The organism is Pseudomonas ficuserectae (assembly GCF_024584585.1).
In the GTDB taxonomy this organism is placed as follows: Bacteria; Pseudomonadota; Gammaproteobacteria; order Pseudomonadales; family Pseudomonadaceae; genus Aquipseudomonas; species Aquipseudomonas amygdali.
Genome location: NZ_CP085684.1, coordinates 2,548,589 through 2,575,427, shown reverse-complemented (window position 1 = coordinate 2,575,427; position 26,839 = coordinate 2,548,589). Strand labels below are relative to the sequence as shown.

19 protein-coding genes and 1 pseudogene are annotated in these 26,839 nt (G+C 58.6%); 14 read left to right on the top strand and 6 right to left on the bottom strand.

Going from position 1 to position 26,839, the window contains the following annotated elements:
• Positions 1-28: 28 nt before the first annotated feature.
• Positions 29-1,090, bottom strand: coding sequence for an acyltransferase family protein (locus LJU29_RS11250; protein ID WP_057423189.1), 1,062 nt, complete (start codon positions 1,088-1,090; stop codon positions 29-31).
• Between the two features lie 243 nt (positions 1,091-1,333).
• On the opposite strand from LJU29_RS11250, the gene LJU29_RS11245 reads away from it, so the two are divergent.
• The 7 genes from LJU29_RS11245 to LJU29_RS11215 all read left to right on the top strand — a co-directional run bounded on the left by LJU29_RS11245 (position 1,334) and on the right by LJU29_RS11215 (position 9,172).
• Complete coding sequence (locus LJU29_RS11245; RefSeq protein WP_257112353.1) at positions 1,334-1,648, top strand: ElaB/YgaM/YqjD family protein; 315 nt, start codon at positions 1,334-1,336, stop codon at positions 1,646-1,648.
• 4 nt (positions 1,649-1,652) lie between these two features.
• A complete protein-coding gene (locus tag LJU29_RS11240) occupies positions 1,653-2,045 on the top strand; it encodes a phage holin family protein (protein WP_257112352.1) in 393 nt (130 codons plus the stop codon).
• Entirely contained in the window at positions 2,042-2,398 is a 357-nt protein-coding gene (locus LJU29_RS11235; protein ID WP_257112350.1) for a hypothetical protein, read from the top strand. Before LJU29_RS11240 ends, LJU29_RS11235 begins: the two co-directional genes overlap by 4 nt.
• Positions 2,399-2,587: 189 nt before the next feature.
• Positions 2,588-3,919, top strand: coding sequence for a deoxyguanosinetriphosphate triphosphohydrolase (locus tag LJU29_RS11230; RefSeq protein ID WP_002553115.1), 1,332 nt, complete (start codon positions 2,588-2,590; stop codon positions 3,917-3,919).
• Between the two features lie 250 nt (positions 3,920-4,169).
• Positions 4,170-4,562, top strand: coding sequence for a response regulator (locus tag LJU29_RS11225; protein ID WP_002553114.1), 393 nt, complete (start codon positions 4,170-4,172; stop codon positions 4,560-4,562).
• 357 nt (positions 4,563-4,919) lie between these two features.
• Entirely contained in the window at positions 4,920-5,546 is a 627-nt protein-coding gene (locus LJU29_RS11220) for a response regulator transcription factor (RefSeq protein ID WP_005732559.1), read from the top strand.
• A gap of 56 nt (positions 5,547-5,602) precedes the next feature.
• Positions 5,603-9,172: a transporter substrate-binding domain-containing protein gene (locus LJU29_RS11215; protein WP_257112712.1), complete on the top strand. Its 3,570-nt coding sequence runs from the start codon at positions 5,603-5,605 to the stop codon at positions 9,170-9,172.
• Between the two features lie 82 nt (positions 9,173-9,254).
• Here the strand turns inward: LJU29_RS11215 and LJU29_RS11210 are convergent, their stop codons facing one another.
• Positions 9,255-9,599, bottom strand: coding sequence for a YggL family protein (locus tag LJU29_RS11210; RefSeq protein WP_005732557.1), 345 nt, complete (start codon positions 9,597-9,599; stop codon positions 9,255-9,257).
• 329 nt (positions 9,600-9,928) lie between these two features.
• Here LJU29_RS11210 and dacB point away from each other — a divergent pair, with 329 nt between their 5' ends.
• The gene (dacB, locus tag LJU29_RS11205) at positions 9,929-11,395 is read left to right on the top strand and encodes a D-alanyl-D-alanine carboxypeptidase/D-alanyl-D-alanine endopeptidase (RefSeq protein WP_257112349.1); all 1,467 of its coding nucleotides are present in this window, start codon (positions 9,929-9,931) and stop codon (positions 11,393-11,395) included.
• 52 nt (positions 11,396-11,447) lie between these two features.
• Here dacB and LJU29_RS11200 read toward each other — a convergent pair whose 3' ends face one another.
• Together LJU29_RS11200 and rlmKL are read right to left on the bottom strand one after the other, a co-directional pair.
• Positions 11,448-13,838 carry a sensor domain-containing diguanylate cyclase gene (locus tag LJU29_RS11200; RefSeq protein WP_057423191.1) on the bottom strand — a complete coding sequence of 797 codons (2,391 nt, stop codon included), beginning with the start codon at positions 13,836-13,838 and terminating at the stop codon, positions 11,448-11,450.
• A 140-nt stretch (positions 13,839-13,978) separates the two neighbouring features.
• Entirely contained in the window at positions 13,979-16,231 is a 2,253-nt protein-coding gene (gene rlmKL, locus LJU29_RS11195) for a bifunctional 23S rRNA (guanine(2069)-N(7))-methyltransferase RlmK/23S rRNA (guanine(2445)-N(2))-methyltransferase RlmL (protein WP_054995270.1), read from the bottom strand.
• Between the two features lie 588 nt (positions 16,232-16,819).
• On the opposite strand from rlmKL, the gene rmf reads away from it, so the two are divergent.
• Entirely contained in the window at positions 16,820-17,035 is a 216-nt protein-coding gene (gene rmf / locus LJU29_RS11190; RefSeq protein WP_002553055.1) for a ribosome modulation factor, read from the top strand.
• A 144-nt stretch (positions 17,036-17,179) separates the two neighbouring features.
• Here the strand turns inward: rmf and LJU29_RS11185 are convergent, their stop codons facing one another.
• Positions 17,180-18,211: a quinone-dependent dihydroorotate dehydrogenase gene (locus LJU29_RS11185; protein ID WP_004659287.1), complete on the bottom strand. Its 1,032-nt coding sequence runs from the start codon at positions 18,209-18,211 to the stop codon at positions 17,180-17,182.
• A 251-nt stretch (positions 18,212-18,462) separates the two neighbouring features.
• On the opposite strand from LJU29_RS11185, the gene LJU29_RS11180 reads away from it, so the two are divergent.
• Both LJU29_RS11180 and LJU29_RS11175 read left to right on the top strand, forming a co-directional pair.
• The gene (locus LJU29_RS11180; protein ID WP_257112346.1) at positions 18,463-19,674 is read left to right on the top strand and encodes a CmpA/NrtA family ABC transporter substrate-binding protein; all 1,212 of its coding nucleotides are present in this window, start codon (positions 18,463-18,465) and stop codon (positions 19,672-19,674) included.
• Positions 19,675-19,688: 14 nt separating this feature from the next.
• Positions 19,689-20,264, top strand: a complete 576-nt coding sequence (locus LJU29_RS11175; protein WP_257112345.1) for an ANTAR domain-containing response regulator — start codon at positions 19,689-19,691, stop codon at positions 20,262-20,264.
• 63 nt (positions 20,265-20,327) lie between these two features.
• Here LJU29_RS11175 and LJU29_RS11170 read toward each other — a convergent pair whose 3' ends face one another.
• Positions 20,328-21,575 (bottom strand): glycoside hydrolase family 68 protein, encoded by a 1,248-nt coding sequence (locus LJU29_RS11170; protein WP_057422376.1) that lies wholly within the window; start codon positions 21,573-21,575, stop codon positions 20,328-20,330.
• Positions 21,576-22,475: 900 nt separating this feature from the next.
• Here LJU29_RS11170 and LJU29_RS11165 point away from each other — a divergent pair.
• The 3 genes and pseudogenes from LJU29_RS11165 to LJU29_RS11155 all read left to right on the top strand — a co-directional run.
• Positions 22,476-23,687, top strand: coding sequence for a nitrate/nitrite transporter (locus LJU29_RS11165; protein ID WP_002553050.1), 1,212 nt, complete (start codon positions 22,476-22,478; stop codon positions 23,685-23,687).
• Between the two features lie 7 nt (positions 23,688-23,694).
• Positions 23,695-25,356, top strand: coding sequence for a bifunctional protein-serine/threonine kinase/phosphatase (locus LJU29_RS11160; RefSeq protein WP_054996215.1), 1,662 nt, complete (start codon positions 23,695-23,697; stop codon positions 25,354-25,356).
• 277 nt (positions 25,357-25,633) lie between these two features.
• Positions 25,634-26,839, top strand: a pseudogene (locus LJU29_RS11155) (NAD(P)/FAD-dependent oxidoreductase); the annotation flags it as partial.

Here is a 26,839-nt window from a genome sequence, read left to right as displayed (position 1 = left end):
CGAAAATTATTCTAGGCGCACCCCGCGATCACGTCGACACCCGGAAATGCGTCTTGCTGAACGCGTTGGCGCGGTCCAGTACCGGTTTCTCGAAACAACGGTAACCGACCCAGCCGTAACACACCGTTGCCGCCATCATCAGCAGCGCGAAAAACAGGTTGTCCAGATAGCTTTCGGGCCAGGCACCGATCAGGCTCCACACCCGCCCGATCACCCCCAACACCAGCAGATGAGACAGATAGATCGTGTAGGACATGTCGCCCACAGCGACCAAAAACCCTGGCACAGCCAGTTGTCGACGTCGTTCGAGCAGGGCAAGGGTCAGTACCAGCAGGCCGAAAGTACCGCCGACCATGAGCATGCGCAGCAAGCCCTGACTGTCGTATAACCGGAAGTAACCGATCAGGGGCACGCCCAGCAGCAGCGCACCTCCCAGCGAGGCAAGGACGGCAGCGGTGGGCACGTGCCGACCATAAAAGAACAATGCCAGCGCTGCGCCGAGAATGAATTCAAGGGCGTAGGGATGCAGGATGATCTTCAGTGCGGGCGAATAGTCCTGCCAGTCGGCCAGCACGTTGAACACGATGATGATCAGCGCCCAGCCGCCGAGCAGAAGCGGCACGCTGCGTTCACGAAACAACAGAAAGCCGGAGTACACGACGTAGAACCACAGTTCGAACAGCAGCGACCAGGCCACCATCACCAGCAGCACTTTATCGTTGGGCAGCAGCAGGAACGACATAATCAAGTTGGAAGCCCCATGCCCGCTGTTGACCATGCCCGGCTGCACCAGGTACACCGCCAGCGTAATGAAAAAGTACAGCCAGTACGTGGGGTAGATCCGCGACACCCTGTTGAACAGAAAGCGCCGGGCCTCGACCCCACTCTGGAAACGGCCACGACTGACGATCACCATCACGAAACCGCTGATGACAAAGAACAGATCGACACCCAACTGAAAAAAATCGAGCATTGGCGGCAGAAGGATATCGCCACCGGAAAACTTGCTCTCTACCGACATCATGTGAAACAACACCACACCCAGGACAGCTATGCCCCTGAGCCCCTGCAGGGAATACAGCCGCTCCATGCCTCTCTCCATTCAGCTCTCATATCGCGCGCCATGTACGTGATCACGCGTGTGGAGCATAGCCAATGGCCAGAAATACGGAACCCCAATATTCAACACGTCGCGGTTTTTCCTGACAGATACTTTTGGAGTAAGGTGCAGCGGCAGCACGCAGCCTGATCGAACACCAGACGGCAATCGAAGTGAACCTTCAGGAATCACCTGTACTCGAAACATTCATACGCCCACCACACGGAGAACATCATGGCCCGCCAAACTGCACAGAATGCTCAGGAAATCCTGAGAGCCGACTTCCAGGTACTGGTTGCCGACACTGAGAAATTGCTGGCGCATACCGCCTCTCTCGCTGGTGATCAGGCCGATGAACTGCGCGCCCAGATCCGCGAAAGCCTGCTGCGTGCCAAGGAAACACTGAAGACCACTGAAGATTCGCTTCGTGAGCGCGGTGAGGCTGCTGTGATCTCTACCGAAGATTACGTTCAGAACAACCCCTGGCAGTCAGTCGGTATCGCCGCAGGTGTCGGCTTTCTGATCGGTCTGCTGGCTACAAGGCGCTAACATCATGACTCTGGGAACGGAATCAGCACCGCCCGAGGGAACTCCGGGCTCTTCACCGCGGCGTCTTGGCGCTGCATTCCTTGGCCTGCTGCACACGCACGTCGAGCTGTTCGGCATCGAATTGCAGGAGCAGAAGGCACGTACCGTCAGCCTGCTGCTGTTCGCGGGACTGGCGCTGGTTTTCGGCCTGTTGCTGCTCACTGGGCTCTCGGCCTTGTTGCTGATAGTTCTGTGGGACAGCTATCGCCTGGCCGGTATCGTCGGCCTTTGCACGTTCTACCTGCTGGCCGCCATCTCCTGCGGGCTGCGCCTCAAGGCAGCGATTTTCGATGAGTCGTCGCCATTCCACGCAACCCTTGAAGAGCTGGCCAACGACCGCGAGCGATTGATGCCATGAGTGAACCCAAGTCGCACCAGAGCAATACCCGTCGAGAACTGCGCAAGGCGTTGATCCGCCTGCGCATGGAGATGCACCGTCAGGAAATTCGTCATGAGTCGGCGCAACTGCTGCAGCCGTTGCAACGCTTTCGCGGGATCCGCCATGACTGGAAAAGCGCGCAAGGCTTTCGCCACGCGCCACTCTGGGGAGTGGGCTCGGTCGCCCTGCTGGGGTTTCTGAGCGGCAAACGTGCCAAGACCGGACGCACCAGCCTGCTGGGTCGCCTGTTGAAGCTCGGCATCACGCTGACGCCACTGATCAAGGTCGCCATGCAGAGTCGCGCCATCCAGAACCGCAACCGCAGGCTCTGATTACGCCAGACCTTTTGCGTGATTCGAGCCTTGTGACAAATGCCTGCTCCGGTGCTCCGGTGCTCCGGTGCTCCGGGGCGGGCATTTGCTTTTTAACACACCCTGTTTCTGTCTGTCCGCGCTTCAGGCCTTGCGGCAGGCATGCCGAACCGGGAAGCTACGGCTAACATTACTGACGGAGTGAACGCCTTGGATTGGCAAACCCTGCTCAACCGTGAACGACTTGGCAAGACACTGCACAGCCCCGAAGAATTGGGGCGCAGTCCGTTTCACAAGGACCATGACCGGATCATCTTTTCCGGTGCGTTTCGCCGTCTTGGACGTAAGACCCAGGTCCATCCGGTGTCCAGCAACGACCATATTCATACCCGCCTGACTCACTCGCTGGAAGTCAGCTGCGTCGGCCGCTCACTGGGCATGCGCGTTGGCGAAACCCTGCGCACTGCGCTGCCCGACTGGTGCGACCCAAGCGACCTGGGCATGGTTGTACAATCCGCCTGCCTGGCACATGACATTGGCAACCCTCCGTTCGGCCATTCTGGCGAAGACGCAATTCGCAACTGGTTCAATCAGGCTGCCGGACGTGGCTGGCTCGACGCGATGAGCGAGACAGAGCGCAATGACTTTCTCAATTTCGAGGGCAATGCCCAGGGCTTTCGGGTGCTGACGCAGTTGGAGTACCACCAGTTCGACGGCGGTACCCGTCTGACCTACGCCACACTGGGCACTTACCTCAAATACCCGTGGACCGCTCGCCACGCAGACTCGCTGGGCTACAAGAAGCACAAGTTCGGCTGCTATCAGAGTGAACTGCCAATCCTTGAGCAGATCGCTGGCAAGCTGGGCTTGCCACAGCTTGAGGAACAACGCTGGGCGCGCCATCCACTGGTTTACCTGATGGAAGCCGCCGATGACATCTGTTATGCACTGATCGATCTGGAGGACGGCCTGGAGATGGACCTGCTGGACTACGCGGAAGTGGAGTCACTTCTGCTTGGACTGGTCGGCGATGATCTTCCGGAAACCTATCGGCAACTGGGCCCTGGCGACTCTCGGCGGCGCAAGCTGGCCATCCTGCGCGGCAAGGCCATCGAGCACCTGACCAACGCAGCGGCCAGAGCATTCGTCGAGCAACAGGACGCCCTGCTTGCGGGCACGCTGCCCGGGGATCTCGTGGAACACATGCACGGCCCGGCCAAACGCTGCGTACTGAACGCCAAGGACATGGCGCGCAAGAAAATCTTTCAGGACAAGCGCAAAACGCTGCATGAAATAGGTGCCTACACCACACTGGAAATCCTCTTAAACGCCTTTTGCGGTGCAGCGGTCGAACAGTTTGGCGGCAGGACGCCCTCCTTCAAGCACCGACGTATCCTCGACCTGCTGGGCAACAGCGCGCCGGATCCCAAGGCACCGCTGCATGCATCGTTCCTGCGCATGATCGACTTCATCGCCGGCATGACCGACAGCTATGCCAGTGAGATGGCCCGGGAAATGACTGGCCGCTCCGGACAGATTTAGCCTTGATAAGACCAGCCGAGTACCTGCGCGCATGCAGATACAACGCTGGTCAGACCTGATTGCCTCGCAAAACTCAGACAGGCCCTACATGCATGTCAGACGAGTCCTATCGCAGCTTTTCTTGCATCCCTCAATAATTACAGCCACTTCGAATGCCACTCCGGCTCGTCATCCATCCGCCTGCGATACTAACGGTCCGCACGCCGCCTGCGAGGCCTGAACGTCTCGCCAGGGCCTTTCCGGAAAACTCATGTCCACACACAGCCTGCGCATCCTCCTGGTGGAAGATCACCCGTTTCAACTGATCGCCACTCAGGTGCTGCTCAACAATCAGGGCTATTTTCTACTGACTCCCGCACTCACCGCCGCAGAGGCCATGGCTGCCATGCAACGCAGTCCGGAGCCCTATGGGCTGTTACTGTGCGATCAGTGCCTGCCGGATATGTCAGGCCTCGACCTGATCGACGAGGCAGCCCGTCAAGGCTTGCTGCATCAGGCCATTCTTCTCAGCGGCCTGCCTGATGTACAGCTTGAAAACCTGCAGCAGCTTGCCACGCAGCGCGACCTGCCCCTGCTCGGCTGCCTGAGCAAACCCCTGCATGGACCTGACCTCAGCCGCTTGCTGGGGCACAGCCCTGAGTGACATCTGCATTCCTGTTTCAAGCGACTTCGGAAATGCCTCGCAACTATGTAAACGGCAACTGATGCAAAACCGCGCTGCTTGTGAATTCACGTTCAGTCCCGTAGGAAATCATCAACCCACATGAATGATGATTCCATAAAGTAATAAACACCCCGTGCATCAATAACCAAATACACACCGAAATAAGCATTAACGTTTAAACACACTTGTGTTCAACGTAGGCTTTTACGTACTCCGATACGCTAATTATTGTAGGACTTTTCCTATATATGCCTGCCGAGCAAGTCTCTTTATGTGCCTGCCCGAACATCTGAGCTAAGGTGCGCGCTTTCTTCACTGCTTGTTATGGAATGGAATATGAACTCAGTTTTTATCATCGACGACCATCCGGTTATCCGGATGGCAGTCAGAATGCTTCTGGAAAACGAAAATTACGAAGTGGTGGGCGAAACCGATAACGGCGTCGACGCGATGCAAATGGTTCGCGAATGCATGCCTGACCTGATCATTCTCGACATCAGCATTCCCAAGCTCGACGGCCTTGAGGTACTGGCGCGCTTCAATACGATGGGGCTGCCCTCCAAGATACTGGTGCTGACATCGCAAACCCCCAACCTGTTTGCCATTCGTTGCATGCAATCGGGCGCTTCCGGTTATGTATGCAAGCAGGAAGACCTGAGCGAACTGCTCAGTTCGGTGAAAGCGGTATTATCCGGCTACAATTACTTTCCCAGTCAGGCATTGGCGTGTGCCGTTCGCGAAGACGGGCAGACGAACGAGCTGGAATTGTTCAAGTTGGTCAATGATCGCGAATTGATGGTGTTGCAATTGTTTGCTCAAGGCCGCTCCAACAAGGAAATAGCCAAGGGCATGTTTCTCAGTAACAAGACCGTCAGCACTTACAAAACGCGACTTATGCAAAAGCTGAAAACCAGAACCTTGGTAGAACTTATCGAGATGGCAAAACGCAACGCGCTAGTGTGAGAAACCGGATGCCCACACGCTTTAGACAATTATTAATACTGGCCACAGGCCTGTGCATGGGCTGGAGTGCTCAGGCCAGCCTTTATGCGGCCGAACATTACACACTGCTTGGTCGCTCGAGCCCGGCACACATGGACGTGAAGCTGGACAGCAACCAATGGCAATGGGTGCGCGGTCAACGTGAACTGACTCTCGGCATCTCGAACCCTGATTACCCGCCCTTCGATATCACAATGTCAGGCAACGACTATGAAGGCATCACTGCCGATTACGCGGGCATCATTTCGGATGCGCTGGACCTGCCGGTCAGGGTGCAGCGCTTCGAAACCCGCGATGCAGCGATCAAGGCACTGATCACAGGCCAGGTCGACCTGCTGGGCACTGCCAACGGCTTTGAAGCAGTTGATCGCAACATCAGACTGTCACAGCCCTACTCGGTGGATCAGCCCGTGCTGGTCACCCGGGTCGGAGACACGCGCCCCCTCAACGATGGCCTGAAAGGCATGCGGCTGAGCATGGTCTATCACTATTTGCCACCCGCAGAGGTCGAGGCGACGTACCCGGGTGCAACACTGAAGACCTACCCCTCGTTTCAGAACGCCATCAACGCCGTAGCCTTCAACCAGGCCGATGTCTTTCTGGGCGATACGATTTCCACCCAGTACATCATCAACAAGGGCTATCTGAACAATGTGCAAATGTCGAATTTCGGCAAGCACGAGCCCAATGGCTTCAGCTTCGCCGTCAGCAATGAAAACACACAATTGCTGGGTGTCATCAACCAGACACTGAAAGCGATTCCAGTCGATGAGCGCATCAACATTTCCAGGCGCTGGAGCACCGGCAGCGACCTGATGCTCACCGACCAGAAGCTGCAACTGACGCAACGCGAGGAACGCTGGATCGCTCAGCACCCGACCGTGCGCGTGGTGGTCAACGAAGCGTACGCACCGCTGACCTTCTTTGACGCCAAGGGCAACTTTCGCGGCATCACCGCCGACCTGCTTGAACTGGTCCGCCTGCGCACCGGCCTCAGGTTCGACGTCAAGCGCTCGCCCAGCCTGACCGATATGCTGAACCAGGTCAGCGAGGGCCAGGCGGACCTGATCGGCGCACTGGTGTCCAGCGATGAACGAGAAGACCACCTGAGCTTCAGCCGGCCGTATATCGACAACTCATTTGTACTGGTCACCCGCAAGGACCAGGGTTCGCCCAGCTATCTGGAACAGATGGACGGCAAACGTCTGGCAATAACCCAAGGCAGCCCGATGCTGGACTGGCTGCGACGCAAATACCCCAGAGTCGTACCGCTGGAAATCGACAACCCGTTCCAGGCGCTGGACATGTTGTCACTGGGCAGAACGGAAGGCGCGGTCATTTCGCTGCTCAGCGCAGACTACTTTCTGTCTTCAGGCATCTTCGAGGAACGCCTGCAGATGACCGCCACCATCGGCGAGGACCCAGCGCTGATTTCCATGGCTACCTCACGCAATGCCACCGAGCTGAGTTCGATTCTCGACAAGGCGCTGGCAAGCATCGCGCCGCAGGATCTGGCGGCGATCAACAATCGATGGCGCGCCTACGCCCCTTCAAGCGCCAGCTGGCATGACTACGAACGCCTTATCTATCAGATTCTGATCAGTGCTGGCCTGTTGCTGCTGGGCCTGCTGGCCTGGAATGCCTGGATGCGGCGGCAGATACGTCAGCGTGAAGCGGCAGAGCGGGCGCTGGGCGACCAGTTCGAATTCATGCGCGCACTGGTTGAAGGCACGCCCCATCCGATCTACGTGCGGGATCGCGAAGGCATGCTGCGCATGTGCAATGACAGCTACCTGAGGGTCTTCTCAGCGCAACGTGAAGACATCATCGGCAAGAGCGCTACCGAAGGAGTGCTGGGCAATGCCTTCGAAGCGCGGGAATACGCTGCCGACTATCAACGGGTCATGGCCAGTAACACTGCATTGATCCTCGACCGGCCCCTGCGCATTGGCGACCGGCAGATGACCATCTACCACTGGATCCTCCCCTTTCGCGACTCTCTGGGCGAGGTGCAGGGCATCATTGGCGGCTGGATCGATATCAGCGAGCGTCGCCAGCTTATTGAAGACTTGCAGGCCGCCAAGGAACAGGCTGACGCTGCCAGCCGTGCCAAGAGCACCTTTCTTGCCACCATGAGCCATGAAATCCGTACGCCCATGAATGCAGTGATCGGAATGCTGGAGCTGGCGCTCAAACGTGCCGATCATGGCGAACTGGACCGCTCAGCCATCGAAGTCGCCTACAGCTCGGCCAACGACTTACTGGACCTGATCGGTGACATTCTCGACATTGCGCGCATTGAATCCGGCCGGCTGTCACTGAATCCAGAGCGGGCGAACCTGCGTCGACTGGTAGAGTCGGTACTGCGGGTATTCGACGGTCTGGCTCGCCAGAAGGACCTCGACCTGGTGCTGGAACTGGACAGCCGGATCAACGCCGATGTGCTGATCGACCCTCTGCGCTTCAAACAGATACTGCCCAACCTCGTAAGCAACGCCATCAAGTTCACCCCTATGGGACGGATCAAGATCGTGCTGCAGGCAGCCGAGAGCCCGGACCCGCAACTGCTGCACCTGCACATTACCGTTCAGGACAGCGGTATAGGCATCAGCGCCGAAGACCAGCAGCGTTTGTTCGAGCCCTTTGCCCAGGCCGATAACACCGGGCAGATGGCGCGCACCGGTGCCGGGCTGGGTCTGGTGATTTGCCGCAGCCTTTGCATGATGATGGGCGGCAACCTCTCGCTTGATAGCGTACCAGGCCAAGGCACCCGGATCAGTATGAACCTGGTGCTTACCACGCTTGAACCACTCACAGGCCAGCCCGTTACTACGCCACCGCTAGCCGTCGCTCACCAGACGCTACGGATCCTGATCGTCGATGACCATCCTGCCAACCGGCTGCTGCTCTGCCAGCAACTCGGTTTTCTAGGTCACCACTGCGAAATGGCCGAAAACGGCGCGCAGGGGCTTGAGCACTGGAAGACCGATACCTTTGATCTGGTGGTTGTCGACTGCAACATGCCGGTCATGAACGGCTATGACATGACCACTGCAATCCGCGCGATTGAAGACGCAGACGGCCAGCCACGCTGTCCGGTCTGGGGCTTCACGGCCAATGCACAGCCTGACGAGATCGAGCGCTGCCACGCAGCAGGCATGGACGACTGCCTCTTCAAACCCATCAGCCTTTCGATGCTCAGCGAACGGCTGACAGCCATTTCGACGCTGGCGCGCACACCTCTGCCGTTCAGCCTCGACAGCCTCAGCAACCTGACCGGTGACCGTCCGGAAATGGTTGAACGCCTGCTTGCGCAGCTACTGCAAAGCAATCACGAGGACCGGCTGTTGCTGGCCAGACTGATACCGGAAAACAATCGCAGGAAAACCCGCGACCTGGCCCACAGGATCAAAGGTGCCGCACGGATCATCAGCGCTTCAAGGGTGGTCGATGCCTGCGATGCACTTGAGCAGGCCTGCGAAGCGGACACGCCGGATGAACAGTTCCATACCTGTCAGCAGGTTGTCGAGCTGGCGATGATCGAGCTTGAGGACGCGCTGATTCTGCAGCAGGCGAAACCTGACTGAAGACGTTTCAAAGACGATGTAGCGAAGGGGAACAAGCGGGGGAAAAGCAAGAGAGGCAGGCGCTGGCCTGCCTCCCGTTACATCAGGCGGCCGGGTTGATTTCTTTTTCCGGGTACCAGACGTCGATCAGCGGGCTGACAGTGACTTCTGTCAGTTCACTGCGGCCTTTGAGCCAGGCTTCGACAGCAACACGCTGTTCTTCGCTGACCGAGCCACGCTTGCTCAGGCAAACCAGACCGAAGTCGTCGCCGCCCACATAACCAAGACCGTTGGCTTCCATTGCTTCTTTCAGAAAAGCGTCAAGGAAAGCATCGATTGCCTTGTCATCCAGCTCTTGCTTGAAGTCCAGGTTCAGTTCAAAACCCAATTCCTGGAACTCGTCCACACACAGTTTTTTGCGCAGACGGCGGGAGCGGTTAGTGGCCATGGGACAATCCTCATCAATAAATATCGGGCGGCACTTTACCAGCTTGACGATTTAAAAGCCCGACAATTGCGGTCTGTCATGGATATCCGGTCTTGCGACAGTGATGCAGGCCCAATCGATAAAAAATAACGTTTACCGGCCTGCCCCCCATCACAAGCCTGCCCTGCTTGGGGCATAATGCGGGTCGTTTCATGCGTGGCACTGTATGTTACAAAAAAGCCCGCTACGCATTCACTACTATAGTTATCAACATCGCAGCGAAATAGTTACCGAGGGAATTCATCCATGCCCTCTTTTTTATGTCCCCCCTTGCAGTAGGGTTTTATTCAATGATCAAGTCGCTACGTCCATTGTTGCTCGCGTCAATTCTTTTGCCACTGGCTCTGCCCTCCTACGCTGCCGTCATCAACACCACGCTGCCCCCCAAGGTTCAACAGGCTCTGAAAGCCAGCAAACTCGGCGATGACGCGCTTTCGCTGGTGATGTTGCCGCTCAACGGGCCGGGCACGCCGACCGTGTTCAATGCCGACGTATCGGTCAACCCGGCCTCAACCATGAAGCTGATCACCACCTACGCCGCGCTGGAAATGCTCGGCCCTACCCACCAGTGGAAAACCGAATTCTTCACCGATGGCACCCTGAGCAACGGCGTGCTACGCGGCAACCTGTACCTCAAAGGCGGCGGCGATCCAAAGCTGAATATGGAAAAACTCTGGCTGCTGATGCGTGACCTGCGCGCCAATGGTGTGCAACAGGTGACCGGTGACCTGGTATTGGACCGCAGCCATTTTGTGCAGCCGCAATTGCCCGAATTCAATGATGACGGCAACGATGATAACAAGCCGTTTCTGGTCAAGCCTGATGCGCTGATGGTCAATCTCAAGGCATTGCGCTTCGTGACCCGAAACGATGACGGCAGAATTCTGGTCTCGGTCGAGCCGCCGATTGCGACCATTCGCATCGACAACCAGGTGAAGGCGAGCTCATCAAAGCAATGCACCGGGGATGTGCGCTACAACCCGGTCACCCAGCCTGACGGCAGCGTCAATGTGACGGTGACTGGCCAGTTGGGCAACGGCTGCAATTCGCAGACCTACCTTTCGCTGCTTGACCATCCGACCTATGCGGCAGGCGCAGTACGGGCCATCTGGCAGGAACTGGGCGGCACTATCCAGGGCAAGGACCGCGTTGGCGTTTTGCCCGGTAACGCCAAGCTGCTGGCCAAGGCTTTTTCGCCGGATCTGGTGGAAGTCATTCGTGACATCAATAAATTCAGCAACAACACCATGGCCCAGCAACTGTTTCTGAGCCTGGGTGAAGAGTTCCGCAATGAAGCTGACGGTGACGACGGCAAGGCTGCCCAGCGCGTCATCCGCCAGTGGCTGGCGAAAAAAGGCATCACCGCGCCGCATCTGGTCATGGAGAACGGCTCCGGCCTGTCGCGTGCGGAACGTGTCAGTGCCCGTGAGATGGCCATTATTCTGCAGGCTGCGTGGCGCAGCCCGTATGCTGCCGAATTCATGAGTTCGATGCCGTTGGCAGGCATGGACGGCACCATGCGTAAACGTCTGAAGCGCACCCAGTTGCTGGGTGAAGCGCACATCAAGACAGGCACGCTGAACACGGTTCGCGCTATTGCCGGCTTTAGCCGCGACAGCAACGGCAACACCTGGGCGGTCGTGGCGATCCTCAACGACCCGCGTCCGTTTGGCGCATCCTCGATACTGGACGAGGTACTGGTCGATCTGTATCGACAGCCGAAACTGACCAACACCACGGTCTCGATCCAGCAATAACCACCCGCCGCTTGTAACCAGCAGACCCGCTTTCGAAGCGGGTCTGTGTCCGTCAGATCTGCTCAGGCTCGACCCGATCGCGACCGGCCTGTTTGGCGGCATAGACACCCGAGTCAGCGCGCAACAACATTGTGTCGATCCCCTCACCGGCTCTCCAGCTGGCGATGCCGAAGCTGGCCGTCACAACCTGATCGACGCCTTCGATAACCTGGTTACGCAGGCCCTCGCGTAGGCTCAAAGCCAGTTGATACGCCTGCGAGCCCCGTGTGCCCGGGCAGATCACCATGAACTCTTCACCCCCAAGGCGGCAGAACACATCATCGCTACGCAGGCGCTGGCTGATCTTTTCCGAAATCGCCTTGAGCACCTGATCGCCTGCGGCATGCCCGAAACGATCATTGATGCGCTTGAAATGATCGATATCGAGCATGATGATCGACAGGTTACCGCCGTGCCGGTCGATCCTTTTCAGCTCGGCCTGCATGCGGTCCTGGAAATAGCGCCGGTTGTAGGCACCCGTCAGTACGTCGGTGACCGACAGCGCGCGCAACTCCTGTTCGACACGCTTGAGGTCGGTGATGTCGGACACAAAACCGTGCCATAGCACGCTGCCATCTACCAACCGTTCTGGCGTGGACGCAGCGCGCAGCCAGCGCTGGCCCTTGCGTGGCAGGTCGACACGGTACTCCTCGCTCCAGGGTGTCAGATGCTTCGCGCTGGCCAGAATAGAGCTTCTGACGCGCGTCAGATCCGGTGGCTGGATACGTCGCAGAACGGCCTCGGAATCGCCCAGCAACTGCGCTTCATCGACTTCAAACAGCTCGCACATTCCAGCGCTGGCGTATCTGAAGCGCGCACTGCCGTCGATAGCCAGGTGATACTGATAAATGCCGCCAGGCACCTGCGAGCCAAGTTTTTTCAACAATTGCCCTTGTTCGGCAAGCGCTTCGTTGACGCGCTTGTGCTCCGTGACGTCGATGCACACCGCCAGATACCCGGTCCAGAGCCCCTGATCGTCGCGCACGGCGGTAACCAGCATGTTCACCACCAGGGTGCTGCCGTCACTGCGCTGCAGGGTCCACTCCTGCGAAGGGTGATTACCGTCTTGCACGGCGTCGAGAAACATCAGCCGGGAAGCGCTGATCGGGTGCCCGCGGTCCTTGCTCAATACACTCGCGCGGGCCTCCAGCTCGGCCGGCTGATAAAGGTCCATGAGGCGCAGCCTGCCCAGTACCTCTTCCTGAGAATAACCCAGCATTTTCTGCGCACCGACGTTGAACGTCTTGATCAGCCCATCCAGGTCGGTTGCAATGATCGCCACTTCGGTCGCGGCGTCCAGCACACTGCGCAATTGCCCGTGCGCCGCCCGTAACTGCTGCCCGCGCTGGCGCAACTCACGGGTACGCTGCGCCACACGCTGCAGCGCTCGCTGACGCTGGCTGATCAGGCTGTAGAGCAACGCGCTGAGCATCAGGCTCAAAAGCCCGCCAAGCCAAAGCACCCGGCCCGGCATCATGGTCTGATTGCTCTGGCTGAAGATTTCCGTAGGGCGAACCTCGACCAGATAATCCCTGTCACCGAGGCTCAGCAGGCTGCTGGCATACAAATGATTGCGTACTGCTACGACCGGCGACTGGTAAACCTGCTCAGGCTTTGCCGGCGAACTGAGGTCAAGCATGGTGACCGCAAGATTGTCCTGCTCCGCTGTGCCGATGCTCATCAATTGCGTCAGGCTGATCACTGCAGTGACATAGCCTCTCAATTCGGAAGGCGACTGGCCGATGGAGAACACCGGCGCCACCAGCAAAATTCCGTACGTGTCTGACGGGTCAAGGGCCAACAGGCTGATACGAGGCGTTGCAACAATGCGCTTGAGCAAACGCGCACGCTCAAGAGCGATATGACGCACCGGCTCCGAGGCTATATCAAACCCCGACGGCGTCGGAACTTTGCTGAGTGTCTGGATGAATCGAACCGGAAAATACTCGTTGCGTACAGTGGCGGTTTTCAACGCACCGTTTTCATCCATTTCACGTATGGCGTATCCGGCTGAGCCCTCCTCACGCGCCTGCTGTTCAAAAGCGGCCCGCTCCGCCAGCGTTACTTTCGGGTTCCAGGCGTAGGCCTGGGTTCCAATCAGCAATGGCGCGACAAAGCCGTCGAATTCCGATTGCTCGACCTTATGGGAAAAGATAAAGAAGCGACACAGGGTGTCCAGCCGAGTGACCTGCCGGTCCAGACGCTCCTGAAGACGACTGAAGCGCTCCGCAGCAAGCATGTCGAAACGCTGGCGCAATTGACGCTGGTACAGCTCATTGTCGGCCAGCGCCAACATGATGGTAAGTGCCGCTCCGACCATCAATGCCAAAACGGCTATTGGCCACGCTGAGAGCTGGCCGTTGATGAAACTCAGAACTCTGAGCCTGAACCGTTTCGCTGTCATACACAGAAACTCATGACGCCAACATGCTGAAGCGTCAAGCTGGCTATGACTTCTGTTATAGCTATTCGCCAGTAATTTTCATAGGGAGCGATGAGCAAACCTGTACAAAACTGTTACAGGCAAGCTCATCACACACCGTATCAAGCACGCGCCATGATTTTCCAGGCGCGGTGAATCTTGCCGTTGCGGGCAAAATCCTGGTCGATGGTTTGCGCGGTAATATCCTCGACCGCATAGCGCTGACTCAGATTTTCATCGAGCACGAACTTGCGGAAGTTGTTGGAGAAGTACAGCACGCCACCTGGTGCCAGACGCGCCATGGCCAGATCGATCAGCTCGACCTGATCACGCTGCACATCAAAAATGCCTTCCATGCGCTTGGAGTTGGAGAACGTCGGCGGATCGATGAAGATCAGGTCGTACTCATCGCGATTGGCCTGCAGCCAGGCCATCACGTCCCCTTGCTCCAGACGGTTCTTGTCGGAGAAGCCGTTCAGTGACAGGTTACGCCGCGCCCAGTCCAGGTAAGTACGCGACAAGTCGACGCTGGTGGTGCTGCGCGCGCCGCCCTTGGCGGCATGCACGCTGGCCGTCGCGGTGTAGGCAAACAAGTTCAGGAAGCGCTTGCCGGAGGCCTCGCGCTGGATACGCATACGCATCGGACGATGGTCGAGAAACAGGCCGGTGTCGAGGTAGTCGGTCAGATTGACCAGCAGCTTGACGCCGCCTTCACTGACTTCCAGAAACTGGCCCTGCGCGCTTTGACGCTCATATTGTTTGGTGCCGCTCTGACGCTCGCGACGTTTGATCACCACACGGTTCTTGTCAATGTTCAGCGCCTGCGGAATGGCCGCCAGTGCATCGAACAGCCGGGCCGAAGCCTTTTCCGGATCGATGGACTTGGGCGCTGCGTACTCCTGAACGTGAACCCAGTCGTGATACAGGTCGATCGCCAGCGAGTATTCAGGCATGTCGGCGTCGTAGACGCGGTAGCAATCGATACCTTCGCGGCGCACCCATTTGCCCATCAGCTTGAGGTTCTTTTGCAGGCGATTGGCAAACATCTGCCCGCCTTCGCTCAGGCGCGCCTGTTCGACCACCACCGGTTCCGGCTTGATCGGGTTGCCGTTCTTGTTGAGCTTTCTTTCAACAACTTCAACTTCGACAAGGTTCTCGCGTTCGATCTGACGCTGCTCGGGTGTGCGACGCTCGCCGGTCACGAACTGATCAGGCGTGACCTTGATCAGCAGCAATTTGCACGGCAAGGCACCGTTCCAGAACGAATACTGCTTGTGGCTGCGAATGCCCATGCGCTTGCCCAGGTCAGGCGCGCCGGTGAACACCGCAGCTTCCCAGTTAAGGCAGGCCTGACGCAGGCGCTCGCCCAGATTCTGGTAGAGATAAAGCAGGCTGGCTTCATCACCCAGGCGTTCGCCGTACGGAGGGTTGCAGATCACCAGACCTTTCTGGTTCTGGTCGGGACGCGGCTCGAAGGTCGCGACTTCGCCCTGATAGACCTTGATCCAGTCACTCAGACCTGCACGTTCGATGTTGTTGCGCCCAGGCTGGATCAGCCGCGGATCGGCCTCGTAACCGCGAATCCATGAAGGCGTTTTGGCCAGCCCTGCTTCTGCGCGTGCCAGCGCTTCGTCGTGCAGCTTGCGCCACAGCGCCGGAACGTGGCCGAGCCAGGCAGAGAAGCCCCAGCGTTCGCGTTTGATGTTCGGGGCGATGTCGGCGGCGATCATGCCGGCCTCGACCAGGAACGTACCGACACCGCACATTGGGTCAGCAAGCGCGCCGCCCTCGGCAGCAATGCGCGGCCAGCCAGCACGAATCAGGATAGCGGCGGCGAGGTTTTCCTTCAGCGGTGCAGCGCCCTGCTGCAGACGGTAACCGCGCTGGTGCAGGCTATGCCCGGACAAGTCGAGGGACAGAATGGCTTCGCCGCGATCCAAGCGCAGGTGCACGCGCAGATCGGGGTTGATCTTGTCGACCGAAGGACGCTCGCCATCCGGAGTACGCAGCTTGTCGACGATCGCATCCTTGACCTTCAATGCACCGAAATGGGTGTTATCGATGCCCGAACCATGACCACTGAATTCCACCGCAATGGTGCCGTCGGATTCAAGATGATCCTGCCACTCGACATCCAGTACGCCGTGGTAGAGGTCTTCGGCATCCTTCATCGGGAAGCGCTTGAGCACCAGCAGCACGCGGTTGGCTAGCCGCGACCAGAGGCACAGCCGGTAGGCGGTCTCCATGTCGGCCGAGCCGCGAATGGCTGAAGTGTGCTCGCGGGTCTCTTGCAGGCCCAGCGCAGTGGCTTCCTCGGCAAGCAGGCCTTCGAGGCCCTTGGGGCAAGTGAGGAAAAGTTCGTAGCGATCCGACATGTGTATTCCAGGGCCTGAGCCGTCTGCGGCGGGCAACGCATTGCCCTGCCAGATTTGAACAGGCGTCTTTCATGGAGAACGCCTGCGTGGCACATGATGTGTGCCGGTCCACCGCATGATCCTGTCATGTCATTGCGGCAGTTCTGGCGCGTATTAGAACAGATATCAGGCAAGTCGATGTCGGCAATAAGGCACGCAATCAAAAGTCGTGTTTTGAAAAGTCACATTTGTGCAGCGCCGATCATGACCCTTCGTCGCTTAAGCAACCAAGGCATTGAGCCAGTATATGAGTCTGATAAGCGATTTCAATTAGCCTGCAAACGCCTATGTTCAAGGGGCTGCAGAAAAAATCATGGTTAAAACAGATCATCGCTTATTGCTCGACAGACCTGAATGTGACGTGCTTATGACAAAACGATCATTCACACCGCCCTGCGCTTTGGTTAGAAATCGTCTCAGGTCACCGCCGCAATGGTGGTGGCATCAAGGCCCGCGACGCCGGCAGCGGGCACCAACGGCAGAAGATTCTGCCCGACCTCATCAAGGGGTCTCAGGGATATTACAGTCAACAGACGAGGGCATTACCCTATGAGAAGACTTAAGCGTGATCCGTTGGAAAGAGCATTTTTACGCGGATATCAATACGGCGTTCATGGTAAATCCCGTGAGCTTTGCCCTTTTACTCTACCGTCAGTACGCCAGGCATGGATCAATGGCTGGCGCGAAGGACGCGGCGACAACTGGGACGGTATGACCGGCACTGCGGGCATCCACAGACTCAACGAACTTCACGCGGTCGGATGAGGCGATTCAGATTCAAAGACTTTCAGGCCTCTGTCGGGCCACCCACATGATTGACTGATTCACACCTGTACCATGCACGCCCGACCCGGGCGGCGGGCCAACGCCCAGGGGCTCTCTCGAGGAGCCCCTTTTTTTGCCTTCGATTCAGCGTACGGCCGGTGGCATTGCCGCAATGGCGTCCACCGATTCGCGAATCAGCGCAGGGCCCTTGTAGATGAAACCGGAATAGATCTGCACCAGACTGGCACCTGCGGCTATCTTCTCGGCGGCATGCCGGCCTTCAGTGATACCACCAGCGGCAATGATCGGCAAACGACCTGCCAGCTCACCGGCCAGCACCTTGACGATGTGCGTGCTTTTTTCCCGCACCGGCGCGCCCGACAGACCACCCGCTTCATCGCCATGCGGCAGCCCTTCCACGCCCTGGCGGCTGAGCGTGGTGTTGGTGGCAATCACCGCATCCATGCCCGACTCGATCAGTGCAGAGGCCACCAGCACGGTTTCTTCATCGCTCATGTCCGGGGCAATCTTGATCGCCAACGGCACGCGTCTGCCGTGCCGCTGCGTCAGTTCCTGCTGGCGCAGGCTCAGGGCCTGGAGCAGTTGCTTGAGCGAGTCACCGAACTGCAGACTGCGCAGCCCGGGCGTGTTGGGTGAGCTGACGTTGACGGTGACGTAGCTGGCGTGGGCATAGACCTTGTCCAGGCAGATCAGGTAATCGTCCACCGCACGCTCGACCGGCGTGTCGAAGTTCTTGCCTATATTGATGCCCAGAATGCCGCGATACTTTGCCGCCTGAACTCGGGACACCAGGTTATCGACGCCCAGATTGTTGAAGCCCATGCGATTGATGATCGCCTCGGCATGCGGCAGGCGGAAAATGCGCGGTTTGGGGTTGCCCGGCTGTGGACGTGGCGTCACAGTACCGATCTCGACGAAGCCGAAGCCCAGCTGCGCAAAGCCATCAATGGCTGCACCGTTTTTGTCCAGACCTGCTGCCAGCCCCACAGGGTTGGGAAATTCCAGCCCCATCACACTGACCGGCAACTTCGCCGGGGACTTGCTCAGCAGGCCATTAAGGCCCAGCCGCCCGCCTGCACCGATCAGGTCCAGCGACAGGTCATGAGAGGTTTCCGGAGAAAGTTTGAACAGTAACTGGCGGGCCAGGTTATACATGGCGAGATGGGCTCGTGAGCAGCTGAATTCAGGGTGGCGATTATAGACGCGTGCAGGCCTGTCAGGCGAGGCGCGAGACAAACTTGTTGCTCACTCTTCCCCGGCGATGGCATATGCCTTGCTTGAAACCGCTATCGGCACTCACTCCAACGGCGGAGCGGTGCATGGACAACGGCGTCGCTTCGACACCTGCATTGCAATGGGTCGGACGACGCCTTTTTTCTGGACGGACCTTTGATGAAGCACGCGCGATGAACGAACGAACCGGTAATGCGCTGGACTGGGTGGCCGGTAGTGACGCCCCGGAAATGAACAGCCTGGACGTGGGCTTCATGGCATTGACCGACTGCGCCCCGCTGGTGGTTGCGGCCACTCAGGGTTTCGCCCAGCCATACGGCCTGAGCCTGAACCTCGAGCGTCAGACCTCCTGGGCCGGGCTGCGCGACAGACTTGTCAGCGGGCAGTTGCAGGCGGCACACAGCCTGTATGGTCTGATCTATGCGGTGGAACTGGGCATCAGCGGTGGTCCGGCGACCGACATGGCCATCCTCATGGGACTCAACCAGAACGGCCAGTGCATCAACCTGTCCCGCGAGTTGCAGCAGGCGGGCGTGATCACTCCTGAAGCACTGGACAAACGCGCGCACCAAAGCGGATCAAGGCTGACCTTCGCGCAGACCTTCCCCACCGGCAACCACGCCATGTGGCTCTACTACTGGCTGGCCAGCCAAGGCATCCATCCGCTCGATGATGTGACCAGTGTCGTGGTGCCACCCACGCAAATGGCGCAACACCTGCAGGCTGGGCGCATCGATGGTTTCTGCGTCGGCGAACCCTGGGGCGCCAGCGCCGTTCAGCAGCAACTGGGCTTCACCATGGCGACCAGCCAGTCGATCTGGCCGGACCACCCGGGCAAGGTGCTGGGCTGTACCCGTGAGTTCGTCAAGCAGAACCCCAACACCGCCAGAGCGCTGATCATGGCCGTACTGGAAGCGAGCCGCTTCATCGAGGAAAGCGACTATAACCGGCGCAGCACCGCACAACTGCTCAGCGGTGCGGATTATCTGGATACCTCGCCGGACTGCATCGAGCCGCGCCTGCTTGGCCACTACAGCGACGGCCTCGGCAATCACTGGCAGGACCCACATGCAGTCAGTTTCCATGATCAGGGGCAGGTCAATTATCCGTGGCTGTCCGACGGCATGTGGTTCATGACTCAGTTCCGGCGCTGGGGCCTGTTGCGTGAAGATCCTGACTACCTCGCTATCGCCAGCCGTGTCCAGCAACTGGACCTGTATCGCCAGGCAGCCGACGCGCTGGGCATCGACGCACCCACTGCAACCCTGCGCAGCAGTCAGTTGATCGATGGCAAGGTCTGGGACGGCAGCGACCCCGCAGGCTACGCGCGTAGCTTCAAGCTCCACTCGCTGGCCGACAACGCGCCCGCTGTGGCCAGTCGTTGACGGAGAACGTGACCATGCTGCGTATCCTGCTTATCAATGACACGGCCAGAAAAGTCGGTCGCCTCAAATCGGCATTGATAGAGGCCGGTTTTGAAGTAATCGACGAATCCGGCCTGATCATCGACTTGCCCGCCCGCGTTGAAGCGGTGCGCCCGGACGTCATCCTGATCGACACCGAATCGCCAGGACTCGACGTAATGGAGCAAGTGGTGCTGGTCAGCCGTGACCAGCCGCGGCCCATCGTGATGTTCACCGACGAGCACGATCCGGGCGTGATGCGCCAGGCAATCAAGTCCGGGGTCAGTGCGTATATCGTCGAGGGTATCCAGACCCAACGGTTGCAACCGATTCTGGACGTGGCGATGGCCCGTTTCGAGAGCGATCAGGCGCTGCGTGCGCAACTGCATGCCCGCGATCAGCAACTGGCCGAACGCAAGCGCATCGAGCTGGCCAAGGGGCTGCTGATGAAAATGAAGGATTGCAACGAGGAAGACGCGTACACCCTGATGCGGCGTCAGGCGATGAGTCGCCAGCAAAAGCTGATTCAGGTGGCCGAGCAAATTATCGCGATGAGCGAGTTGCTGGGGTAAACGAGCGAAGAACGCCTGCTCGCACAGGCGTTCTTCCGCTACCAGGTTAATGCGTGCAGTCGGTCAGCTCAGCACCACGTTCTTCATCGCGGGGATGTAGCCGTAGTCATACACTTCCTGCACAAACGAGCGATCGCCCTCCAGTAGAATCCTCACCGTCGGTGCCTCGGTACCGCCAATGCGGTAATCCTCGCCAGAGGTGGGTACGCTGTCGATGAACGAGGTCACCAGACCGTTCGGCATCACACAGTGCGAGTAAGTCTGAAATGGCTGTGCAGGCGGATTGCCCAACACCAGGCCGGAAGCGTTCATCGGCCGGTAAGGCCCGAACAAATGCTCGCCGACAAACCCGTAAACACCATCCGGACCCGTAACACCATCGGCATAAGTAAACTTGTGGCTGATGGTGAACAAGTAATACTTGCCGTCCTGAAAGACATAATGCGGGCGTTCAGTCTGATCATTGACGCCTACTGCGGTGACCAGCGGCGGAAGTATTTCCCACTCATCACCACTGAGGTCTTTCGCAACGGCCAGTCCGATACAGCCGACTTGAAATCTGGCACCGCCTATTTCCTCATGACCTGGCGGAACAGGACCAAGTTCTGCGGCGCCTACTGTATGCGTGCCGCGTTCGCCGGCGACATTGCCTTCAAAAACCATGTACAACTTGCCATCATTGGGATCAATAAACGGACTGGGGTCGCGAAAGTTCCAGGTCGAGTTCTGCGCTTCGGTTTGGTAATATTTGCCGTCGGCCTCGAACAGTGTTTTCACCTCTGTAAAGTCTTTCAATTCCACGCCCTTGTCGGACGTCACAATACGGCCACGTACTTTGGCAATTGCCGCACCCGGCGTTACACAGGTGTAGTACAGGCCGATATCGCCTTTATCATTCAACAGTACGGGTGTGCCCGCCCACTCCCGGGTGGTTGGCGACACACCTTCGGCCATTACCCGGCCACCGAAGATCCAGTCCTTTCCGGTGCGCGAGTACCAGTAGCACATGCGTGCCCGGCCATGACGATCTTCCCAGTCACGCTTGATGTCATAGCGGCCATTGGCACCGACATACTGCGGATCGTCGGGGTGGCGGTCAGCCGTCAGCGTGACGATCACCGACCAGCCGTTGACTGAAACCACGGTGCCGTCAAGCTCGCGCAACGGCATGGTGTCCCAGATGAATACGGTATCACTCATGACCGGAAAATCCGGGCTTACCAGAGGCTGCGTGGTAGTCGGATCATTTTCATTGACCTTCAGCGCATCAGCTCTGGACCAGATGGTGGGTGCGTAATTGATGTTACTCATGATGATGTCCTTTATTGGCGCCTGCAATGAAGCGCGAAGAGGAAGACAGCCCGGTCGGCGCGGCTGTATTGCCGGGAGGTACCCGGGATCGGTGTTTCAAGCCCTTGGGGGCAACTGAAAACCGGAAAAAGAGCGAGTAGCCGATTACTTTTTAAAAAGTAAACATTTATCGAAATTGACAGGCAATTTGCAATTACAGATCGCCGTAGTGAAGAGTAAATTCATTTCCTGATGGATGAGCCGTGTTAATCACGGTGCAATGAATGCTGTCAGAGATACCGGGCAATGTAAATTAAATATTGATACTGGCGTTATCGTACAACCTCAATAAACAGAATATTAATAAATATTAAAACTTCTTGATCAGCGCTATTAAAACCGTCATACAAGCACGTCAAAACAGCATCACAATGACAGTACTTAACACCAAAACCAATGGCACATGAAATAATAATACCGCCATTGAACTTTAATAAACTCTTCAATGGCCATGCGTGATCTTGCCCTTTCAGGCTGCAGACTGTCGCTCGCGGCGCGCCCTGTTTTACAGCGCTTTGCCGGCGAGCGCCCGCTTCAAGGTCACTGACCGGCCCTCGCCTGCTTCCCGGGAATCACCCAAACCCGCTCGCAGCTTGCGGCTAATCGGTTGCAAAGCCATTGGCCCATCTCTTGCTTTAGCAATCGCACGGTAGCCAACGGCGGCTATCACCTTTTTACGACAAAGACGTCGCTCATCTCTTTCCGCTCACGTGGACAGAGAGGCGACGTTTTTTGCGTTTTGGCCCCGGCGACGGGGCCGGTGGAGTCGCCGTCATTCGGAACACTCCACCACAGCGTCTGGAATACCCCGTGTCGCGGTCATGGCCCGACTGACTAACTAGCAGATGATGAGGTGTGCACATGGATACAAGCTTCTGGAAGGCAGGCCATAAACCGACCCTGTTTGCGGCGTTTCTCTATTTCGACCTGAGTTTCATGGTCTGGTATCTGCTTGGCCCGCTGGCGGTGCAGATTGCCACTGACCTGCACCTGACCACTCAGCAGCGTGGCCTGATGGTCGCCACGCCGATTCTGGCGGGTGCCGTGCTGCGCTTTTTCATGGGCCTGCTGGCGGACCAGCTGTCGCCCAAGACCGCAGGCATCATTGGCCAGGTGATTGTCATCGGCGCACTGCTGGCGGCCTGGCAACTGGGCATTCACACCTACGGTCAGGTACTGCTGCTGGGCCTGTTCCTGGGTATGGCCGGTGCTTCATTCGCCGTCGCGCTGCCCCTGGCGTCGCAATGGTATCCACCGCAGCACCAAGGCAAGGCGATGGGCATAGCCGGTGCGGGCAACTCGGGCACCGTACTGGCAGCATTGATCGCGCCGGTACTGGCCGCCAGTTTCGGCTGGGGCAACGTGTTCGGCCTGGCGCTGATCCCGCTGGTTCTGACCCTGATCGCTTTCACGCTTATGGCGCGCAACGCCCCGGAGCGCAGCAAGCCCAAATCCATGGCGGATTACCTCAAGGCGCTGGGTGATCGTGACAGCTGGTGGTTCATGTTTTTCTACAGCGTGACGTTCGGCGGCTTCATCGGCCTGGCCAGCGCCCTGCCCGGCTATTTCAACGACCAATATGGCTTGAGCCCGATTACTGCCGGTTACTACACCGCTGCCTGTGTCTTCGGCGGCAGCCTGATGCGCCCTCTCGGTGGCGCGCTGGCTGACCGCTTTGGCGGGATTCGTACGTTGACCGTGATGTACGCCGTTGCGGCCATCGGTATCGCGGCGGTGGGTTTCAACCTGCCAAGTTCGTGGGCAGCACTGGCTCTGTTCGTTGCCGCGATGCTGGGCCTGGGTGCCGGTAATGGCGCAGTCTTTCAGCTGGTTCCGCAGCGTTTCCGCAAGGAAATCGGGGTCATGACCGGCCTGATCGGCATGGCGGGCGGCATCGGTGGCTTCCTGCTGGCAGCGGGTCTGGGCACCATCAAACAGAACACTGGCGATTACCAGTTGGGCCTGTGGCTGTTCGCAGGCCTGGCAGTGCTGGCCTGGTTCGGTCTGCTGAACGTCAAGCGTCGCTGGAGAACCACCTGGGGTTCGGCGGCTGTGACCGCGGCGCGAGTCTGAACCGCCGATGACGCTGCAACTGCAGTTCGCTCAATTCAGCGCCAGCGGTCCGCGCGCAGAAAATCAGGATGCTCTGCGCCTGGTGACTCCGGCCCCGACACTGGCCGCCAGCAAGGGCTATCTGTTCGCCCTTGCCGACGGCGTCAGCCAGTGTGCCGATGGCGCACTGGCTGCGCAGTCCACGCTACAGGCGCTGGCGCTCGACTATTACGCCACGCCGGAAACCTGGGGCGTGGCCCAGTCTCTCGACCGCTTGCTGCTGGCGCAGAATCGCTGGCTGCTGGCCAATGGTTTACTGACTACCCTCAGCGCTCTGGTGCTGCGCGGACGACGCTTCACCCTTGCCCATGTCGGTGACTGCCGGGCTTATCGCTGGCAGGCCGGTACGCTAAAGCGCATCAGTGAAGACCACGTCTGGGAACAGGCCGACATGCAGCATGTGCTCAAGCGCGCGCTGGGCCTGGACCAATACGTGGTCATGGACTATCTGGACGGCGAGCTGTGTGAAGGTGAGCGGCTGTTGCTGGTCAGCGACGGTGTCTGGGCGACCCTTGGTGATGCCAGCATCCGCTCGATTCTGACTGAGCAGGACAACCTCGATTCGGCGGTGAAAACCCTGGTCAGCGCGGCGCATCTGGCAGGCAGCCAGGACAATGCCAGCGCCCTGCTGATTCAGGTCGACAGCCTGGGCGAGGACGATCTGGGGGACACGCTGCTGCAATTGCAGCAATGGCCACTGCCACCCGCGCTCAAGGCGGGCCAGGCCTTCGAAGGCTGGACGGTTGGCAGCATCGTGGCGCAGTCGCGCCAGTCCATCCTTTATCGGGTGACCGATACCCACGGCCAACCGTGGCTGCTCAAGACCCTGCCAGCCAGCCGACATGACGAATCGGGTGCTGGCCAGGGGTTATTGCTTGAAGAGTGGTTTTTGCGCCGGGTTGCCGGGCGCTTCTTTCCCGAGGTCCATCCGTTGGCAGACCGTCAGCACCTGTATTACGTGATGCGCGAGTATTGCGGAAATACACTGGCCGAGGTTTTCACGCGCAACGGGCCGCTGCCGCTGGCCCAATGGCAGGACCTCGCCACCCGACTGTTACGCGCTGCGGGCCTGCTGCATCGGCGCAACATCATTCATCGCGATATCAAACCGGAAAACCTGCTGCTGGCAGATGATGGCGAACTGCGCCTGCTGGATTTCGGCCTGGCTTACTGCCCGGGACTATCAACCGGTAACGCTGACGACTTGCCCGGCACCCCGAGCTACATCGCCCCGGAAGCCTTCAACGGCGCTGAGCCGCATCCGCAGCAAGATCTGTATGCGGCAGGCGTCACGCTGTATTACCTGCTGACAGGCCACTACCCCTATGGCGAGATCGAAGCCTTTCAGCATCGCCGCTTCGGCACGCCGATCGCCGCCAGCCGTTATCGACCGGATCTGCCGCAATGGCTGAGCCAGAGTCTGGACAAGGCACTACAAGCCGACCCGCACCAGCGTTACGAAACCGCCGAGCAGTGGTTGCTGGAAATGGAGCAGGCCGAGCATCGCCCGGTGGTAGCAAAACCGCGCCCGTTGCTGGAACGCGAACCGCTCAAAGTCTGGCAAACGCTGGCACTGATCTCGATGCTGCTCAATCTTCTGCTGGTGATCTGGCTCATGAGCCATCACTGAACCAGACCGCCCTGCTTCTGTGCAGCACGCCTCAACGCAGTGCAGAAATAGCCTGAGGCATCGACCGAAATCCCCTTTACGCAAGTGAATGCGAGTTGGCACAGGCGCTGCATGGTCTTGTGCAGATCATTCATAACACGTAGCCCTCAACGATGAAGGCTGCGCCTCCCGATAGAACGGGACCGGACAAAGGCGTCCCCGTCAGGCAACTGGCGGGACGCCTTTTTTTGTTTGCGCGAAACGTGTCGAGCACGCGCTGCAGTGACTCGGAGGCAAGATGAAAAAACTCAAACTGGTGATGATAGGCAACGGCATGGCCGGCGTGCGCACACTCGAAGAGTTGCTGAAACTGAGCGAAGACCTGTATGACATCACGGTCTTCGGTGCCGAGCCACACCCCAACTACAACCGCATCATGCTGTCCCCAGTGCTGGCAGGCGAACAGAATTTCGAAGACATCGTGCTCAACGATCTGGCCTGGTACGAAAGCAACGGTATCCAGTTGTTGCTGAACCGTCGCGTGGTGAAGATCGACCGCATCAAACGCGTGGTAATCGCCGATGACGGCACCCAGGCCTCTTACGATCGCCTGCTGATCGCCACCGGCTCACGACCCTTTATTCTGCCGGTTCCCGGCAATACGCTGGAAGGCGTCATCGGCTACCGCGACATCTGCCACACCCGTCAGATGATCGATACCGCCGTCACACACAAACGCGCAGTGGTCATCGGCGGCGGCCTGCTCGGGCTCGAAGCTGCCAACGGCCTGAGCCTGCGCGGCATGCAGGTCACTGTGATTCACAACGGCCAGACGCTGCTGGAGCGCCAACTGGACAAAACCAGCGGGCTGATGCTGCAAGCCGCGCTGGAAAAGCGCGGCCTGGGTTTTCGCCTCAACGAACAGACCGAAGCCTTGCTCGGCGATGATCTGGGCCGCGTACGCGCGGTGCAATTCAAAAGCGGCGAGGTGATCGACACCGATCTGGTGGTCATGGCCGCAGGCATACGCCCCAACACCGAATTGGCCGAACAGGCTGGTCTGCCCTGCAACCGGGGCATTCTGGTCAACGATACCTTGCAGACCTACGACCCGCGCATCTATGCGATTGGCGAATGCGTCAGCCATCGCGGCATCGCTTACGGGCTGGTGGCGCCGCTGTTCGAGCAGGCCCGTGTGTGTGCCAATCACCTTGCCCAGTTGGGCTTTGCCCGTTATCCGGGGTCAGTGACCTCGACCAAGCTGAAAGTCACCGGCATCGACCTGTTTTCCGCCGGGGACTTTCTGGGTGCCGAAGGCACTGAAAGCATCACCCTCTCGGACCCCATCGGCGGTGTCTACAAAAAGCTGGTGATCAAGAACGACGTACTGGTCGGCGCCTGCCTTTATGGCGACACCGCGGACGGAAGCTGGTACTTGCAGCAGATACGTGATGGCCAGGGCATTGATGCCATACGCAATCACCTGATGTTCGGCAAACCCGCC

Coding starts and splice junctions, on each gene's coding strand:
- LJU29_RS11220 (WP_005732559.1), top strand. CDS start 4,920: ATGAACTCAGTTTTTATCATCGACGACCATCCGGTTATCCGGATGGCA.
- LJU29_RS11160 (WP_054996215.1), top strand. CDS start 23,695: ATGACGCTGCAACTGCAGTTCGCTCAATTCAGCGCCAGCGGTCCGCGC.
- rmf (WP_002553055.1), top strand. CDS start 16,820: ATGAGAAGACTTAAGCGTGATCCGTTGGAAAGAGCATTTTTACGCGGA.
- rlmKL (WP_054995270.1), bottom strand. CDS start 16,231: ATGTCGGATCGCTACGAACTTTTCCTCACTTGCCCCAAGGGCCTCGAA.
- LJU29_RS11250 (WP_057423189.1), bottom strand. CDS start 1,090: ATGGAGCGGCTGTATTCCCTGCAGGGGCTCAGGGGCATAGCTGTCCTG.
- dacB (WP_257112349.1), top strand. CDS start 9,929: ATGATCAAGTCGCTACGTCCATTGTTGCTCGCGTCAATTCTTTTGCCA.
- LJU29_RS11200 (WP_057423191.1), bottom strand. CDS start 13,838: ATGACAGCGAAACGGTTCAGGCTCAGAGTTCTGAGTTTCATCAACGGC.
- LJU29_RS11245 (WP_257112353.1), top strand. CDS start 1,334: ATGGCCCGCCAAACTGCACAGAATGCTCAGGAAATCCTGAGAGCCGAC.
- LJU29_RS11185 (WP_004659287.1), bottom strand. CDS start 18,211: ATGTATAACCTGGCCCGCCAGTTACTGTTCAAACTTTCTCCGGAAACC.
- LJU29_RS11170 (WP_057422376.1), bottom strand. CDS start 21,575: ATGAGTAACATCAATTACGCACCCACCATCTGGTCCAGAGCTGATGCG.
- LJU29_RS11180 (WP_257112346.1), top strand. CDS start 18,463: ATGAACGAACGAACCGGTAATGCGCTGGACTGGGTGGCCGGTAGTGAC.
- LJU29_RS11215 (WP_257112712.1), top strand. CDS start 5,603: ATGGGCTGGAGTGCTCAGGCCAGCCTTTATGCGGCCGAACATTACACA.
- LJU29_RS11175 (WP_257112345.1), top strand. CDS start 19,689: ATGCTGCGTATCCTGCTTATCAATGACACGGCCAGAAAAGTCGGTCGC.
- LJU29_RS11225 (WP_002553114.1), top strand. CDS start 4,170: ATGTCCACACACAGCCTGCGCATCCTCCTGGTGGAAGATCACCCGTTT.
- LJU29_RS11240 (WP_257112352.1), top strand. CDS start 1,653: ATGACTCTGGGAACGGAATCAGCACCGCCCGAGGGAACTCCGGGCTCT.
- LJU29_RS11165 (WP_002553050.1), top strand. CDS start 22,476: ATGGATACAAGCTTCTGGAAGGCAGGCCATAAACCGACCCTGTTTGCG.
- LJU29_RS11210 (WP_005732557.1), bottom strand. CDS start 9,599: ATGGCCACTAACCGCTCCCGCCGTCTGCGCAAAAAACTGTGTGTGGAC.
- LJU29_RS11235 (WP_257112350.1), top strand. CDS start 2,042: ATGAGTGAACCCAAGTCGCACCAGAGCAATACCCGTCGAGAACTGCGC.